This is a genomic window from Blautia sp. Sow4_E7, from assembly GCF_052116245.1.
Taxonomy (GTDB): Bacteria; Bacillota; Clostridia; order Lachnospirales; family Lachnospiraceae; genus Blautia_A.
The window spans coordinates 88,375-103,787 of record NZ_JBQKLL010000010.1 but is presented as its reverse complement, the minus strand read 5'-3'; the positions used below and the strand labels follow the sequence as shown (position 1 = coordinate 103,787).

The 15,413-nt window shown below is 43.5% G+C and carries 17 protein-coding genes; 13 read left to right on the top strand and 4 right to left on the bottom strand.

What is annotated here, in order from left to right; genetic code table 11:
* Nucleotides 1–159: 159 nt before the first annotated feature.
* From ACTQ50_RS08385 to ACTQ50_RS08360, 6 genes are all read left to right on the top strand, one after another.
* Nucleotides 160–831, top strand: a complete 672-nt coding sequence (locus ACTQ50_RS08385; protein WP_441483818.1) for a response regulator transcription factor — start codon at nucleotides 160–162, stop codon at nucleotides 829–831.
* A gap of 219 nt (nucleotides 832–1,050) precedes the next feature.
* Complete coding sequence (locus ACTQ50_RS08380; RefSeq protein ID WP_441483817.1) at nucleotides 1,051–1,869, top strand: HAMP domain-containing sensor histidine kinase; 819 nt, start codon at nucleotides 1,051–1,053, stop codon at nucleotides 1,867–1,869.
* Between the two features lie 26 nt (nucleotides 1,870–1,895).
* Nucleotides 1,896–2,630, top strand: a complete 735-nt coding sequence (locus ACTQ50_RS08375) for a hypothetical protein (RefSeq protein ID WP_441483816.1) — start codon at nucleotides 1,896–1,898, stop codon at nucleotides 2,628–2,630.
* A gap of 70 nt (nucleotides 2,631–2,700) precedes the next feature.
* Nucleotides 2,701–3,837 carry a glycoside hydrolase family 5 protein gene (locus ACTQ50_RS08370; RefSeq protein WP_441483815.1) on the top strand — a complete coding sequence of 379 codons (1,137 nt, stop codon included), beginning with the start codon at nucleotides 2,701–2,703 and terminating at the stop codon, nucleotides 3,835–3,837.
* Between the two features lie 16 nt (nucleotides 3,838–3,853).
* A complete protein-coding gene (locus ACTQ50_RS08365; RefSeq protein ID WP_441483814.1) occupies nucleotides 3,854–5,341 on the top strand; it encodes an MFS transporter in 1,488 nt (495 codons plus the stop codon).
* Between the two features lie 10 nt (nucleotides 5,342–5,351).
* Nucleotides 5,352–7,676: an alpha-L-rhamnosidase-related protein gene (locus ACTQ50_RS08360; RefSeq protein ID WP_441483813.1), complete on the top strand. Its 2,325-nt coding sequence runs from the start codon at nucleotides 5,352–5,354 to the stop codon at nucleotides 7,674–7,676.
* A gap of 137 nt (nucleotides 7,677–7,813) precedes the next feature.
* Here ACTQ50_RS08360 and ACTQ50_RS08355 read toward each other — a convergent pair whose 3' ends face one another.
* Nucleotides 7,814–8,104, bottom strand: coding sequence for a cupin domain-containing protein (locus ACTQ50_RS08355; RefSeq protein WP_441483812.1), 291 nt, complete (start codon nucleotides 8,102–8,104; stop codon nucleotides 7,814–7,816).
* A gap of 130 nt (nucleotides 8,105–8,234) precedes the next feature.
* On the opposite strand from ACTQ50_RS08355, the gene ACTQ50_RS08350 reads away from it, so the two are divergent.
* Nucleotides 8,235–8,303, top strand: coding sequence for a hypothetical protein (locus ACTQ50_RS08350; protein ID WP_441483823.1), 69 nt, complete (start codon nucleotides 8,235–8,237; stop codon nucleotides 8,301–8,303).
* Nucleotides 8,293–8,565, top strand: coding sequence for a response regulator (locus ACTQ50_RS08345; RefSeq protein WP_441483811.1), 273 nt, complete (start codon nucleotides 8,293–8,295; stop codon nucleotides 8,563–8,565). Before ACTQ50_RS08350 ends, ACTQ50_RS08345 begins: the two co-directional genes overlap by 11 nt.
* Nucleotides 8,566–8,778: 213 nt before the next feature.
* On the opposite strand, the gene ACTQ50_RS08340 is transcribed toward ACTQ50_RS08345, so the two are convergent.
* The gene (locus ACTQ50_RS08340; protein WP_441483810.1) at nucleotides 8,779–9,111 is read right to left on the bottom strand and encodes a helix-turn-helix domain-containing protein; all 333 of its coding nucleotides are present in this window, start codon (nucleotides 9,109–9,111) and stop codon (nucleotides 8,779–8,781) included.
* Nucleotides 9,112–9,430: 319 nt separating this feature from the next.
* On the opposite strand from ACTQ50_RS08340, the gene ACTQ50_RS08335 reads away from it, so the two are divergent.
* Entirely contained in the window at nucleotides 9,431–10,501 is a 1,071-nt protein-coding gene (locus ACTQ50_RS08335) for a DUF3878 family protein (protein ID WP_441483809.1), read from the top strand.
* 155 nt (nucleotides 10,502–10,656) lie between these two features.
* Here ACTQ50_RS08335 and ACTQ50_RS08330 read toward each other — a convergent pair whose 3' ends face one another.
* Complete coding sequence (locus ACTQ50_RS08330; RefSeq protein WP_441483808.1) at nucleotides 10,657–11,097, bottom strand: threonine/serine exporter family protein; 441 nt, start codon at nucleotides 11,095–11,097, stop codon at nucleotides 10,657–10,659.
* Nucleotides 11,094–11,858 (bottom strand): threonine/serine exporter family protein, encoded by a 765-nt coding sequence (locus ACTQ50_RS08325; RefSeq protein ID WP_441483807.1) that lies wholly within the window; start codon nucleotides 11,856–11,858, stop codon nucleotides 11,094–11,096. The genes ACTQ50_RS08330 and ACTQ50_RS08325 overlap by 4 nt, the downstream gene beginning before the upstream one ends.
* 243 nt (nucleotides 11,859–12,101) lie before the next feature.
* Here ACTQ50_RS08325 and ACTQ50_RS08320 point away from each other — a divergent pair, with 243 nt between their 5' ends.
* From ACTQ50_RS08320 to ACTQ50_RS08305, 4 genes are all read left to right on the top strand, one after another.
* Nucleotides 12,102–13,622 (top strand): C69 family dipeptidase, encoded by a 1,521-nt coding sequence (locus tag ACTQ50_RS08320; RefSeq protein ID WP_441483806.1) that lies wholly within the window; start codon nucleotides 12,102–12,104, stop codon nucleotides 13,620–13,622.
* 171 nt (nucleotides 13,623–13,793) lie between these two features.
* A complete protein-coding gene (locus ACTQ50_RS08315) occupies nucleotides 13,794–14,144 on the top strand; it encodes an Hpt domain-containing protein (protein ID WP_441483805.1) in 351 nt (116 codons plus the stop codon).
* A gap of 106 nt (nucleotides 14,145–14,250) precedes the next feature.
* The gene (locus ACTQ50_RS08310; protein ID WP_441483804.1) at nucleotides 14,251–14,949 is read left to right on the top strand and encodes an AzlC family ABC transporter permease; all 699 of its coding nucleotides are present in this window, start codon (nucleotides 14,251–14,253) and stop codon (nucleotides 14,947–14,949) included.
* A gap of 2 nt (nucleotides 14,950–14,951) precedes the next feature.
* On the top strand, nucleotides 14,952–15,275 hold the full coding sequence (locus tag ACTQ50_RS08305; protein WP_441483822.1) for a branched-chain amino acid transporter permease: 324 nt from the start codon (nucleotides 14,952–14,954) through the stop codon (nucleotides 15,273–15,275).
* The last annotated feature ends 138 nt before the right edge of the window (nucleotides 15,276–15,413 follow it).

Genomic DNA, 15,413 nt, shown 5'->3' with positions numbered 1-15,413 from the left:
AACGAAAGAGATGACCGATGATCAGCTCGCAGAACTTGCACCCTGGAGTGAAAAACTCCAATCTATCAAAAATCGCATGTGAATTATAGTGAATTACTCCAACTCGCAAAGGGCTGGGGTAATTTTATATCTGACCGCATTATTATTTGGCGGTTACATATGATCCATATTCTTCTGGTTGAGGATGATAAAGATCTAAATAAGGCTGTCTGCCGATACTTAAATACCCACAAGTACCATACCGTCGGGGTCCTGCAAGCAGCAGATGCCTTTGAACAGCTTTATGTTCAGCATTTCGACATGATTATCTCTGATATTATGCTACCGGAAATTGATGGATTTGAGTTTGCCGAGATGCTGCGCAGACAGGATCGTGATATCCCTATTCTATTTATGACGGCGAGAGATGACTTTTCTGCCAAAGAGAAAGGATATCATTTGGGAATCGATGACTATATGGTCAAGCCAATCAATCTGGATGAACTGCTGTTGCATATTGAGGCTCTTTTCCGCAGAGCGAATATTGCCGCCCAGAAAAAACTGACCGTGGGCAGCCTGATTATGGACGAGGATGAAATAAGCGCTACGGTGGACGGAGAGCCGGTAGTGCTGACCTTGCGCGAATTTCAGATCTTATTTAAACTGCTATCTTATCCCAAGCGTACTTTTACCCGAAGCCAACTGATGGAGGAATTCAGCGGGATAGAAAACGAAAGCGGATTGCGGGCTGTGGATGTACATATTACAAATCTGCGCGCCAAGTTTGCTCACTGTGATGCTTTTCAGATCGTAACGGTGCGGGGACTGGGGTATAAGGCGGTGATTCAATGAAAAAGGATCCGAGAATCAATGCCAAGAGCATGACATTTAAAAACTATCTTACTATATTCGGCATTATGCTGTTTCTATGTGGAAGCTATGCCGGGTTGTATTTCCTGCAGGTTGATTATAACGGGCTGATTTATATTATTCTGTCTATGTTTGCATACATTCTCCTGCTCAGTGTTGCTGTCTGCGCTTTTTTTTGCTTTTTTCAGGCGCCGGCTGGTTATGAGACCGATTTACCGGATTTGCGAAGCGGCGAGGAGGGTTGCACAGGGTGACTTTACTGTCCGGCTGTCTCCCATGAGAAAAGACGGGAAAAAGGATGAGTTTGAAGTCTTGTTTGAAGATTTTAATACCATGACAGAAGAACTTGCGAGTACAGAGATGCTGAAAAATGATTTTATCTCTAATGTTTCCCATGAATTAAAAACACCGTTGGCTGTTATACAGAATTACGCAACCATTCTTCAGAGCGGTGTTTTGACACAAGCGGAAAGGATCGAATATTCTGGACGGATTGCGGAGGCGTCTCAGCGTCTGTCTGTTCTTGTGACAAACATCCTACAGGTAAATAGGTTGGAAAATCAGAAAATAAAGCCAACCATGCGACCGTTCAATTTAAGTGAAGCATTGAGTCGTTGCATTCTGAATTATGATACGCTGATGGAAGAAAAAGAGATTGAGCTCGATGTGCAAATGGATCAGAACCTGATTCTGGACAGTGATGAAAATTTGCTGGATATGGTTTGGAATAATCTCATTTCCAATGCAGTGAAGTTTACACCGGAAAAGGGACATATCCGGGTTAAAATTGTTCTGGATGGGGATTATGTCATTGTTACGGTGGCTGATGACGGGCTGGGTATGAATAAAGAGACAATCCGACATATTTTCGATAAATTTTATCAGGCGGATACTTCACGCGCTACACAGGGAAACGGATTGGGCCTTGCATTGGCAAAGCGAATTATCAATCTTCTGGACGGAGAAATCAGTGTAGAAAGTGCCCCTGGAAAAGGAAGCATATTTACCGTAAAATTGTAAAGTTTTTGGGTGCAGATTTCAGAGGCTTGATTAATTATGACAGCCGTATTAATATTACACTTACCCTGGAACTTGATGGAAACGGAAACTATGAATTAAGTAGTGACTGCTTTGTTATCGAAGCAGGAAAACGTCAGGAAGTTGGTGGAGACTCCGGACTCGGACAGACCTGGATCATGACAGCCGAGGGCACTTATACAGACAATGGCGATGGTACGATCACAACAAGTGATGCCACAACTGCAGCACTTACCGTGGCAACTGATACTTATTCTTCCCAGATGAAGGATTCAGTAAAATTCTCAATCGCAGGTTCCTCAGAGGATGGAGAATGGACCAGTGCAGATACACCGGAATTATTAAGCTATGTTCCGGAAACAATCTTTACCGTAAAGGGTGATGCAATTGTTTCTTATGAGAACCCAAATGCAGCAGCTGCAGAGGAAGCAACAGAAACAGCAGAGGAAACTGAAGCAGTAGCAGACGCAGCTCTTGTGATTCCAAGTGATGACCAGGAAACCGAATTTAAGCTTTATGCAGACGGAACTTACGCATTCTACTTTGAATCTTATGATATTACAGATGAAGGAACTTACACTTATGCAGATGGAGTTCTTACTATTACTGATAAGAATGGCACTGTGACAACATCAGAGACTGATGGCGATAACGTGAAATTCCATTATGCATATAGTGACAGTGATCAGCTGACAGGTGACTATACCGTAGCAAGTTCAGATCTTGATGCTGCATTAAACTAAAAGGTAAAAAGAACGGGCTCCTGTGGGTTTCCATACAGGAGCCTATTTTTGATAACAGAAAGGAAATGTCATGAAACAGATAATTGGTTCAAATTTGGGAAACTGGCTCGTTTTAGAAAAATGGATGCAGGAAGACATTTTTAAAGAAACAGATACGGAAGATGAAGTCTGGCTGAACAGAAAATCAGATCCTGAAAAACTTGCAAAGGTGATGAAACAACATAGGGACACCTATGTGACAGAAGAAGACTTTAAAATCATTGCTTCCCATGGAATCAATATGGTTCGCATACCGGTTCCTTATTTTATTTTTGGAGATGTTGCACCATTTTGTGGATGTATTGAGTATCTTGATAAAGCATTTGACTGGGCAGAAAAATATGGCCTGCAGATTTTAGTGGATCTTCATACAGTGCCAGACAGTCAGAATGGATATGACAATGGAGGGATCACCGGAGTATGTAAATGGTGTAAACAGCCAGAAAAAGTTGAATTTTGCCTTCAGATATTGGAGAGACTGGCTAAGAGGTATGGAAGCAGAAAAGGATTATTTGGAATAGAGGTTTTAAATGAACCAATCAGCTTCCCTGTCTATATGACATCGCCATCAAGAGGAAAAGCAGCGGATAAGGAAGAGGCCAAAGGTTCCGGTTATGTACCGATGAAATTTTTAAAATCCTTTTATCTGGAAGCATATGAAAGACTCAGAAAGATTCTTCTAGAGGAGAAAGTAATCTGTTTTCATGATGGATTCCGGCTTACAAAGTGGAATCGATTCTTTCAGAAAAATCAAATGAAAAATGTCCTTCTGGATACCCATATTTATATTTTTGCAATGGAAGGCTTTCTGCCATTTAAAGCAATGTGGCTGTATAAAATGTATCTGGCAGTCGAAAAAATGAAAATAAAGAAAGCACAGAAACAAATTCCGGTTGTCATAGGAGAATGGTGTATCTGTAACAAATATGCAGAAAAAATGGCAAAAAGCGTGATGTTAGAACAGGAGGTAGAAACTTGCAGAAGAGAGCGTTATCTGCAGGTCGCCGGACTGGAGCTTGATACATGGAAGGAGACAGCCGGATATTTTTACTGGAACTATCAGCTTGTTCGTGATATGGAAAATGAGATACCGGAATCCTGGAAAAACAGCTGGGATTTAAGAAGATGCTGGAAACATGGATGGATTCCGGATCGATTAGACAAATAGAAAGAGGAATACAATTGTGAGTGGATATAATTGTAAAAAGAAGAAAACAATATGGAATTTACCGATATTAAATTCCAGGACACAGAAAGAAAAAGTTGGATTTCCAGAGATGATCTTTGGCTACTTTTTAGGACCACTTGGTGTTTTAGCAATGACTTCTGTCATCAGTTCTTATTATCTGACTTTTTACAGAACGTATGATGATATTGTGGTTCAAAGAAGCTTTCTGACCTTGTTACCGCTGATTTCTATTATTCCAATGGCAATCTCTAACATTATTGTCGGAATTGTGGTAGGAAAAACGAAAACGAAGCAGGGAAAGGCCAGACCTTATATTTTAATGGCAGCTCCGCTTCTTTTGGTTTCCGGTATCCTGGTATTTTGTATTCCATATTTTAGTCTTGGATTTCGTATGCTCTGGATGGCAGTCAGTTACAACTTATTCGCTGCAATCGCAAATTCTATTTATGGAACTTCACACTATCTGATGGTATCACTTTCTACAAGAGATATTAAGCAGCGTGGAAAACTGTCAGTAGTTGCCAATATCCCTGCGGTAGCCGGAAATGGTCTTGTGAGCAGTATCCTGATGCCACTGGCCTTGGGATGGATCAACAGTGCAGAAAATACCGCCGGGGTACAGAACCGCTGGCAGACATTAATGACAGTGCTTTCAGTAGTTGCCTTTATAGGATGTATGATCGAATATTTCTATACGAGGGAACGTATTACCGAAGAGGATATTATAGCAGAGGATGCAGAAAAAACGGTTTCCCGGGAAGAAACAGATCAGACCGTGCCTGCACTTACCCAGTTAAAATGTGCTGTAAAAGACCGTTTCTGGTGGATTGTCATGATTTTTTATACCTTGTATCAGGCAGGAGTCATGTTTAAGGGAGGATATGTATTTAATATATACTGTCATACTTTCTTCACAGATGCGACACTGTTTGGAATGCAGCTTTCAGCTGATATGATCCAGTCCGTCCTGGCATTGATCAGCGGTATTCCGCTTGCTGTAGGAATGGTATTCATATGGCCTCTTGCAAATAAGTTTGGAAAGAAAAATATGATCATTGCAGGATGTGTCATTTCTATCATCGGAAGCCTGATCTGTATCAGCAATCCTTCAGATTTCACGGTGATGCTGATCGGCCAGATTTTTAAAGGATTTTCAAGTATCCCGGGCTCTTATCTTATGATGGCACTGTTTGCCGATGTATTGGATCATCTGGAAGCAAGGTTTGGATTCCGCGTAGATGGAGTCAGCATGTCAGTGTATACTACAATCCTTACGGTCGTGAATGGTCTTGCAGTGGCAGTTTTTAATTTCTTCTATGACAGTGTACAGTTTTCTGCCTCCGGTGTGGCTGAGTTTTTCTTTTTGGAATTTGAAGTGATTGCGCATGCAGTTTTGATCATTGTGATGCTTTTCCTTACGGTTGAGAAAAATATCGAGCAGGAGCAAGCTGTTATCAGAGAAAGAAAAAAGATGGACAGATAAGAGGGAAAAGATGGAAAACGTAAATACATATTGGTTTAAACCGGCGGAATATCAAAAAAATGAGACGGAACTCTTTTATTTCCGAAAAGAGATAGAAGGGGAAAAGAGCAGCTATGTAGTACATATAACTGCAGATTCACGTTATAAACTTTTTGTCAATGGTACTTTGGTAGAAAACGGGCCAGCAAAAGGAAATCATATGGTCTGGTATTATGATGAAATTGATCTTGCACCTTATCTAAACAGGAAAAGAAATGTGATCGCGATCGAAGTATTGCATTATCCGGCAGAACATTGGAAAGGAAACTGTGGGATATTCAGAACGGAAATGCCGGGACTTTATTTTCGTGAGCCGGAAACGGAATTGGGAGACTATGGCAATGCATCAGAGTGGATGTGTAAGAAGGTAAAAGAATTTCAGGTTGTGCAGGAAAATCCCTATTTTTCACCGCTTTTGATTTATGAAAAGAGAATGGGACAGAAGGAGGATGTTGTCTGGAAACTCCCTGAGGAAGCCTTAGAGGGCTGTGAAAGTTTAAATTGGCCGGAAATGGGCTGGAAAAAAGCAGTTTCCTGTAGTTTGGATGAACTTTCCGAACTGCTTCATCCTAAGAACCTTATCCTGCGAGGGATTCCCTTTCTAAAACGGACCGGAAGATGTTTTGAAAAATCTGATTTCCCTAAAAAGGTTCCGGCAAATGAAACAGCAGTCTTGGAATTTGATGCAGGAGAACTGACAACAGGATTTTTACGGCTTTTTTTTGCTGGCGGAAAAGATGCAAAAATCACCATCCTTCAATCAGAATGTTATGCAGGACCGGTACAGGAACATAAAAATCCATTTAAAGCAATGCCTGTGAAAGGAGACCGCGCAGACAAGACATTGCAATTATATGGATATTCCGATTGCTACGAGTTGATGGGAAATGGGACAAAAGACAGACCGGAAATTTATGAGCCATTTTGGTTTCGGACATTCCGTTATATCCGTGTCACGATAGAAACAGGGCGGGAGGAACTTTGTTTTTTAAATTTTGACTATGAGGAAGTGGGATATCCGCTTGAGATAAAAAGTCATGTGGAAACATCAGATCCATCCCTGTCAGCTATCTGGGATATCTGTGAACGGAGTTTGAGACGCTGCATGCACGAAACCTATGAAGACTGTCCTTTTTATGAGCAGCTGCAATATGCGATGGATGCAAGAAGCCAGATGCTTTATACGTATGCAATTTCCATGGATGACCGTCTTGCGAGAAACTGCATGGAGGATTTTAGGTATTCTGCATTATATATCCAGAAAATGGCGGAAGCATATGAAAAATGTCAGAAATCCGATACTGTGAGAAAAAATGCATTAAAAAGATTTGCGGGAAAAGCGGGATTGATCAACAGCTGTTATCCGAATTATGAAATGAATATCATTCCAGGATTTTCTATTTATTATATCGGTATGCTTTATGACCATATGATGTATTTTGGTGATAAGGACTTTTTAAGAAGACACATGGAGACGGTCGATGGCATTTTGCACTTTTTTGAACGGAATCTGGATGAGCGTGGGCTCGTTGGAAAAATCGGTGATATCAATCAGAATGGAAATGACTGGTCCTTTATTGACTGGGCACCGGAATGGGACGATACAGACGGAGTTCCTCCCTGCACGAAGCAGGGACCGGTCACAATGGAGAGCTTTCTGTATCTTCTTGGACTTCAGTATGCAGAAAAACTTGCAGAATATCTGTGCCAGAAGAAGAGGGAGCAGGAATATCGGGAGCATGCAGGAAAAATACAAGAGTCAATCAAACGTTACTGTACCGGCAGAAATGGGATGTATCAGGATGGTCCCGGAATAGAAAGCTACAGCCAGCATTGTCAGGTGTTTGCCATTCTGACCGATACCGTTTCTATTGAAACAGGAAAAAACCTGCTAAGGGAAACGCTAGAGCAGAAGGAAGATTATCCGCAGTGTACGATTGCAATGATGTTTTATTTGTTCCGTGCATTGGAAAAATGTGATCTGTATGATAAGACAGAGGAACTTTGGGATATCTGGAGAATGATGGTAAAAAATCACATGACAACCTGTGCGGAGGATCCGGTCCGAAGCAGAAGTGACTGCCATGCCTGGGGAGCTCTTGCTCTTTATGAACTGCCGGTGGTCGTGCTTGGAGTAAGACCGAAAAAACCAGGATTTACGGAATATGAGATCAGGCCACATGCCGGCAGATTGAAATGGGCAAGGGGAGAAGCCGCCACCAGGGAAGGAATGATTGGGGTATCATGGGAGAAAAATGCAGATGGAAAAATTACATTATTAACTCATAAGGAGTAAAGGAATACAGAGAATGTGCCAGAAACCGTCTTTTAGATCGGAATTCCAGAATAGACACAAGCCCGTCTTCCGAAAGCCAGCTTTAAGACCGGCTGCCTTTTGGGATAGCCGGTCCTTTTGCATGTTTCTAAGATAAATTAATCAAAGATGATCAGAGCCATAAATACAACCGGCTCATTGACAATTGGTTTTAAAGCGTGTCCGCATCCGTCTGGTGTATAAGTTACATCTCCGGCTTTTACAGTGCGTGTGGTTCTGTTATCGTTATATTCTGCGGTACCGGAAAGAATGTAATACGTCTCACTTTCGTTTTTATGTTCGTGATAACCAAGGGAAGATCCCGGCTGAATGGTTACCTGCGCATACAGACCACATTTTCCATTTAATTCTTTTTCTCCGAGGATGTGTTTGTAACCAACAAGAAACACAGAGGAGAATAATTCATGCTAAGGTTACGGGAAATGGTGTGCTAGAGGGATTTGGTACAGCCAATCCTTCAAGCGAAGAAGACTATTTGTTTTTCATAGAGTGACGGAAGAACTGAAGATGTAGGATCAGATGGCATGGGTTGGGAAAATGAATAATATCCGGGCTTGTGCGGAGGAGATTGTAGTGCATGACTGGTGAAGGCTCTGAATTTACAGTGACCCTTCCTTTTGAAATCGCAACCGAAGAAGCGGTGAAGCCGAAAAATGAAATTGATGTTCCCCAAGGGGAGGACGCCAGAACGATCCCGATCATTGCATTAACGGCCAATGCGTTTTTCGAAGATGTAGAGAAATGCCAGCAGGCTGGAATGAATGCGCATGTGGCGAAGCCTATTGATTTTGAAAAGTTGGCGAAGACCATAGATGGACTGCTGCGGCATAAGGAAAAATCATCTTTGTGATCGGCTCGCTTCGCAAAGATTTTTAACTGGATTTGGTTAATGGAAAGTGGACCGAATGATTTATTTGGGAAAACGTTCCTGAACTGTAAAAAAATTACCCGCTGATTATGATAGAAAGATATATCATAACCAACGGGTAATTTATTTACACAAGCAGCGAGCCAAACTCGCAGAGCGTGTTTTGTTTATCTTTGTATGTAGTGAGACCCAGCATTAATCCTCATCCATCCATACTTTGATGGTCTTCAGCAGCTTCTGCTTCTCTGGAATCTCCATTTTATGTACCTGCTCGGAAATCTCGCGGTCCAGGGCAGTTTCACGATATTCGGAATCAATTCTGCCGATCAGGGAATCCAGGGAGATGTTCAGCAGTCTTGCGTAATAGATCAGGATACGCAGGGACATTGCAGTACGGTTGTTCTCCACATTGCTGATGTAACCTGGAGTTACATTCAGAGCCTTGGCAACTTCAGCCTGGGTAAGTTTCATTTTGATTCTCAGTTCTTTCATTCGGGATCCTAAGTTTTCGTAATCAATCTGGTTCATATTCGTTCTCCAATCTTTTTAATAGGTGCCAGAGGGCTGTCCTGTAATTTTACACGCTTTTAAGATGCCGTCCGCAGTTGGAACAACAGCTTCTTTATCCATAATATTAAGTATATAGAAAATGTATGAAAAATGTAAGCCGTAAATTGTATGCTATTTATTTTATAGCTATATATCTGTTGGCGATAGTTGTTGATATTTTGACATTTATCTCGAATATCCATATAATAAAAACGAAGAGCGAAAATGAAACGGAAGTGCAACTGTTTGGCCGGCGGTCTTTGGGAAAATGGTGAAACAGTTTTGAGGGAATTACTTTATGCAGGATACATTTGAAATGTTGGAAGAACTACTGGAACAGGAGCAGTTTGAGCTGCTGTTTCCTAAGGAAGAGATAGAACAAGATGGATACAGTAGAGGCGAGCTTGCTTCAGGTAATGAAGAAGAGCAAGCGGAAAAGAAGAATTCAGCGAAAGCTGTGGGCAAACCAGGTTCGAGCGAGATCCGGCTGGTGTATTTGATGAACGACGCAGTAGAAAGCTTCCTAATTTTTCGAAATGCCAGGCTTACCGGTTCTTATATAAGTGATTATGAAGGCCCTTTGAAATCCTCCTTAAACCGGGAAGGGGACGAATATATCCTGGTAGTCTGGCAGGGGGAGAACGTAGTTACCCTGTTTTTCCAGAACCTGGATCTGGAAGTGCATCTCTATAATTATGGAGAGATCGGACACTTCTGGGTGCCGGAATACGAATATCTGCGCCAGCTGGAATACCGGATCGCCATTGCAAGGGACAAGCTGGAATATCTGGGGCAGGAGTTTTGCACCGAAGAAGAGCAGTCACTGGTACAGCTGGCAGATTTTCCACCGCTGAATTACTGCTGTTATCCGGCTGTACCCAGGCAGTACATTGTGCCAAAAGAGGATCCCTGGATCCCAAGTGCCCAGGCCTTTCAGGTGATGGAGGAGCTGATCGAAGAAGCGCAGGATTCCTCTCTGCTTGGCCTGCTGCATCTGTATGAGAAATTTCCAAAACCGTTTGTGGCAAGGATTTTTGCCAGAGCGCTGCACAAGACCAGACACGCGGCAGTGGTGGCCCTACTTACTTCGAAAATAAAAAAGGAGGCAGGAAATTATCCCAACCGGTCCTTTGGAGAAAAAGCAGATCAGCAGTTGAACAGCCTCCTGTCAAAAGCAAGGAAACTGCAGGAAAAATTAACCCAGGATGGAATCCAGGCAGAAGTATTAAGAGAAGAACCCTTCACCACAGCCAGAGACAGCCTGGACTTCCAGGTGTTCCTGATGGTGTGGGAAAAAGGGTGGCGAAATTGCAAGGTAGAGATAAGGAAACTGACGGAGGCGCCAAGAGGTGATAAACAAGTACTATAATATTTAGGATTCGTTGATAGAGTTAGAAGTCTGGTTAATATAAAATATATTATAAAAGCTGACCTTGAATTGTGAAAAAATTTACAATTCATAGTCAGCTTTTTCTAAGGATAAATGAATTCAATAAGAATGATGACGTAAGAGGGGCAAGTGCCTTATCTGCTCTTAACACTTCGTAAGAAGTAGCAGATCGCCCACGCAATACTCATTCCCGCCGCAATCCCAAAGGCGAAGAGGAAGGTATCCCGTCCATATTCCAGCGCCTGTATGGTATTTCCCTCCACAATGCTGCTCATGCAGTAATAGAGGGTGCTTCCGGGAATCAGCGGGATCACGGATGTAACGAAAAAGGAAGTGGAAGTTTCCTTGCAGACTCTTGCAAGGATTTCCGCATACACATCTACAATAAATCCAGCCAGCAGCGCCGGAAGAAAAACATTTCCCCACAGCCCCTTTCCGAAAAGAAAGACCAGCCAGCTAAGGAATCCGCCGGCAGCAGCCAGAGGCAGATATTTGGCTTTCATGTGAAAGAGAAGACCGAAAGCCACTGAACCAACGGCTCCGGTAATCAGCTGTATAACAGTTGTAGTTATCAAAGTCCCAGCCTCCCAAACAGAATAATAGCGCCCATAAATCCAAGGGCCAGCGCCGCAGCAAGGAGCAAAGCGGCGATCAGACGGATGATACCGGAAAGTGTATCACCAATAAGCACATCCCGGATGGCGTTTGTAGACATAAGCCCAGGGATCAGAAGCATAATATCGCCGATCATGATCTTGTCCATGTGAAGAAAAGGACAGAGCAAAGCGAATCCACAGATGGCGCAGCCGGTGAGAAAAGAGGCCACAAACTGAAAGGTCACTTCATTCATACACACTGGCCGTAGATATTTCTGCAAGCCCCAGATCAGGATTCCGGCAATCCCGGCGGCAATGGCGTCAGGAATGGTGCCTCCATAGAAAAGGGCGAAACTGCTGGCGGCGAGCACGCTTCCAAGCAGCTTCCAGAGAGGCTTCGGTTTCTCAGTGTTGATCCTTTCAAATTCTTTTCGCAGCTCCCCCACAGAAACCGGATGACTGCAGAAGCGGCGGCTCAGATCATTGAGCTGCTCCAGCTTGGTGAAATCATTTCCACCGCCTTCGTGAATACGCCGTGTCTGTGTCCGCGCCCCGTCCCCGGGAAATTCCATGGTAATCACAATACTGGACGTTATGACGAAAACATTCATATGGGTAGCGCCACAGGCATAGCCCATGCGGTTCAGGGTGTCCTCCACCCGGAAAATTTCCGCCCCGCTGTTTAACAGCGCGTCGCCCATATCAAGAAAAATGTGCAAATAATCTTTTGCGGTCTGCATAGGAAGTGCTCCTTTAACTGAGGAAAAAGCCCTGGGAAAAAATCAGGAACTTTTTCGTTGACATTATTTCAAGAATGATTTAAGTATAAGGCTTAATTGCAGGTAATACAACTGATAAAAATGGGATTTATGAGAATATTTTACCTATAACAGAATCCTATATTCCCTAAACTGCAAGTTTGTGCTAACATAGGCTACAGAGTGTATTTGCAACAATAACAGAAATTCAGGAGGAAATTCAAAATGGGTTGTACTACAATTTTAGTTGGAAAAAAGGCGTCCTACGATGGCTCCACCATGATCGCCAGAAACGATGATTCCGGTTCCGGACATTATATGCCGAAAAAATTCCTGGTGGTCCATCCAGAGGAACAGCCGCGAAAATATAAATCTGTGATCTCCCATGTGGAGATCGATCTCCCAGAGAATCCCATGCGTTACACTGCAGTTCCAAACGCGGTAGATGGCGAGGGCATCTGGGCTGCAAGCGGTGTCAATGAGGCAAATGTAGGAATGACCGCTACCGAGACTATCACCTCCAATCCCCGTGTACTTGGAGCAGATCCGCTGGTGGTATATCAGCCAGCAGCAGAGGGAAGAGAGGAAATCGCCGGCGGAATCGGAGAGGAAGATATTGTTTCCATCGTTCTTCCCTACATCCACAGCGCCCGTGAAGGCGTAACCCGCCTTGGAAGCATTCTGGAAAAATACGGAACCTACGAGATGAACGGAATCGCATTCCAGGACCAGGACGAGATCTGGTGGCTGGAGACCATCGGCGGACATCACTGGATGGCAAGAAAGGTTCCGGATGATGTGTATGTAGTAATGCCAAATCAGCTTGGAATCGACCAGTTTGATCTGGAAAAAGCCTTGAAAGATCAGGATAAATATCAGTGCACACGCCAGGAATATGAGGAACTGGAGTATATGTGCTCCGCCGACTTAAAAGAATTTATTAGCAAAAACCACCTGGATCTTTCCCTGGACGGCGTGCTGAATCCAAGAGATGCATTCGGAAGCCATGACGATTCCGATCATGTTTACAACACCCCTCGTGCATGGCATATGCTTCGCACCCTGAGTCCAAAGTCCAAAATATGGGACGGTGCCAATGCAGAATTTACCCCATATTCTGATGATCTGCCCTGGTGCATGGTTCCGGAAAAGAAGGTGACCGTGGAGGATGTGAAATATGTTCTGTCTGCCCATTACCAGGGAACTCCTTATGATCCATACGCTTCCTATGGGGAAAAGAGCCAGCGGGGCGCATTCCGTTCTATCGGTGTAAACCGTACCGATTTCCTGTCCGTGATCCAGATGAGACCAGGCATGGAAAAGGACTGCAATATTCTGGAGTGGGTAGCTTTTGCATCAAATGCCTTTAATGTTCTGGTGCCGTTCTATGCCACGGTCGATACCACACCAGACTATCTTTCCAGTACCACAAAGGAAGTAACCACTGACAACTTCTACTGGGTAAGCCGTATGATCGGAGCTATGGCAGATGCTTCTTACAAGAGCTCTATTTTCCATATCGAGCGCTATCAGGAAAGCGTGATGTCCAAAGGCCACCAGCTGATTAACCAGTATGATGCCTTTCTGGAAAAAGAGTCCGACGCAGCGAAGCGGATGGCTCTTCGCCAGGAAGCAAACCAGGCCATTGCCGATATGCTGAAAAAAGAGGCTTCCGACACCCTGGACAAGGTACTCTATGAGCTGAGCAACCAGATGAAAAATGCATATTCCAGATCGGATGCTTAAGGTGAGCCCTGTAATCCAACGTTCATGCGTCACCTAATGCCAGGCAACACATAACGACAAATCCCCTTTGATTTACTATAATAAAATGCATAAATGGAAATTTGTCCCTGTAAGACTTTGGCAATTTTGCCGATATAGAGGGAATCGGAGCAAAAGATTAAGGAGGCTGGAATGACAGTAAAAGAATGTTATGACAAAGTCGGCTCAGATTACGATGGAGTTCTGAAAAGACTTGGAAGCGAAGCGCTTGTGAAAAGATTTGCAGTGAAATTTCTCAATGATCCAAGTTTTCAGGATCTGACAGATGGTCTTGCCGCACAGGACGGAGAGAAAGCTTTCCGCGCAGCACATACACTGAAGGGCGTATGTCTGAACCTTGGCTTCACAGGCCTGTATAAAGTAAGCGCAGAGCTTACAGAGGTACTCAGAGGCAGAGAGACAGCAGAAAGTGACGCACTTTACCAGCAGGTAAAGGAGCAGTACACCATTCTGACAGACGCAATCAAGGAACTGGCACAGTAAAGTGAATGCTTGCTGTATTAGAGCTGAGGGGAAACCTTCAGCTCTTTGCTGTGGAAGGAAGCTGAAATGCTTCCTGCTCAGAGTTTGACTTATCAGAGGCTTTGACATGAAGAAAAAAGCATTTAAGGCAGCATTGCCCCATACTCTTCCCATCTGCGTGGGATTTTTATTTCTGGGAATGTCCTATGGATTTATGATGCGAAGCAAGGGCTTTTCCTTTGTTTACCCTTTATTTATGAGTATGTTTATTTTTGCAGGTTCCATGGAGTTTGTTACTGCGAACCTGCTTTTGTCTGCATTTAACCCGCTGTACGCATTTCTGCTGGCGCTGATGGTAAATGCCAGACATTTATTCTATGGAATTTCCATGCTGGAAAAGTACAAAAATACAGGTTTCAAGAAGTTTTACCTGATCTATGGAATGTGTGATGAAACCTTTTCCGTCAACTGTACGGTGGATCAGCCAGAAGGCGTTGACCGGGGCTGGTTTATGTTCTTTGTCACACTGCTGAACCAGATCTACTGGGTAGCAGGCGCCACAGCCGGAGCCCTTCTTGGATACGTCATTCACTTTGACACAACCGGCATTGAGTTTGTGATGACTGCACTTTTCGTAGTAATGTTCATAAATCAATGGGAAGAAGCCCAGGATCATCGCCCGGCTCTTGTAGGGCTTGGCTGTTCTGTGGTCTGCCTGCTCTTATTTGGCAGCAGCTATTTCATCATTCCAGCAATGGTATCTATTATCCTGTGTTTTGAACTTCAGAGAAGAATGGAAAAGAGAAAGGAGACCGTGAAATCATGACAATGACAACCACACAGAGCATTATCATCATCGTCTGCGTAGTTCTGGGAACTATGGTCACCCGTTTCCTCCCCTTTCTCATTTTCCCCGAAGGAAAAGAGCCCCCGGAGTTCATCCTCCATCTTGGAAAGGTGCTCCCCTACGCAGTGATCGGTCTCCTGATCATATACTGCCTGAAAGACATCCCCACCAGTGGAATCTACGGCCTCCCCGAAGCCATCGCGATTCTGTTTATCGTATTCTTACACAAATGGAAAAAACACACCCTCCTAAGCATCGGCGGCGGAACAGTGTTGTATATGCTTCTTGTACAGATGGTGTTCTAAATTTGCTATTTAGCGCACTGAAAGAATTTCTTTTGGTGCGCTAGCAGCCATAATTCAAATCTAACATATCTGATCAGATATAGCCATTTTCTATAACGAACTCAAGGTAAAATGAATTATACAAAATCTCCCCATCTT

What these genes read in the sequence shown, in the direction of transcription:
- ACTQ50_RS08385 (WP_441483818.1), top strand. Translation starts at nt 160, where the DNA reads ATGATCCATATTCTTCTGGTTGAGGATGATAAAGATCTAAATAAGGCT.
- ACTQ50_RS08380 (WP_441483817.1), top strand. Translation starts at nt 1,051, where the DNA reads ATGAGACCGATTTACCGGATTTGCGAAGCGGCGAGGAGGGTTGCACAG.
- ACTQ50_RS08370 (WP_441483815.1), top strand. Translation starts at nt 2,701, where the DNA reads ATGAAACAGATAATTGGTTCAAATTTGGGAAACTGGCTCGTTTTAGAA.
- ACTQ50_RS08360 (WP_441483813.1), top strand. Translation starts at nt 5,352, where the DNA reads ATGGAAAACGTAAATACATATTGGTTTAAACCGGCGGAATATCAAAAA.
- ACTQ50_RS08345 (WP_441483811.1), top strand. Translation starts at nt 8,293, where the DNA reads ATGACTGGTGAAGGCTCTGAATTTACAGTGACCCTTCCTTTTGAAATC.
- ACTQ50_RS08340 (WP_441483810.1), bottom strand. Translation starts at nt 9,111, where the DNA reads ATGAACCAGATTGATTACGAAAACTTAGGATCCCGAATGAAAGAACTG.
- ACTQ50_RS08335 (WP_441483809.1), top strand. Translation starts at nt 9,431, where the DNA reads ATGCAGGATACATTTGAAATGTTGGAAGAACTACTGGAACAGGAGCAG.
- ACTQ50_RS08325 (WP_441483807.1), bottom strand. Translation starts at nt 11,858, where the DNA reads ATGCAGACCGCAAAAGATTATTTGCACATTTTTCTTGATATGGGCGAC.
- ACTQ50_RS08320 (WP_441483806.1), top strand. Translation starts at nt 12,102, where the DNA reads ATGGGTTGTACTACAATTTTAGTTGGAAAAAAGGCGTCCTACGATGGC.
- ACTQ50_RS08315 (WP_441483805.1), top strand. Translation starts at nt 13,794, where the DNA reads ATGACAGTAAAAGAATGTTATGACAAAGTCGGCTCAGATTACGATGGA.
- ACTQ50_RS08310 (WP_441483804.1), top strand. Translation starts at nt 14,251, where the DNA reads ATGAAGAAAAAAGCATTTAAGGCAGCATTGCCCCATACTCTTCCCATC.
- ACTQ50_RS08305 (WP_441483822.1), top strand. Translation starts at nt 14,952, where the DNA reads ATGACAACCACACAGAGCATTATCATCATCGTCTGCGTAGTTCTGGGA.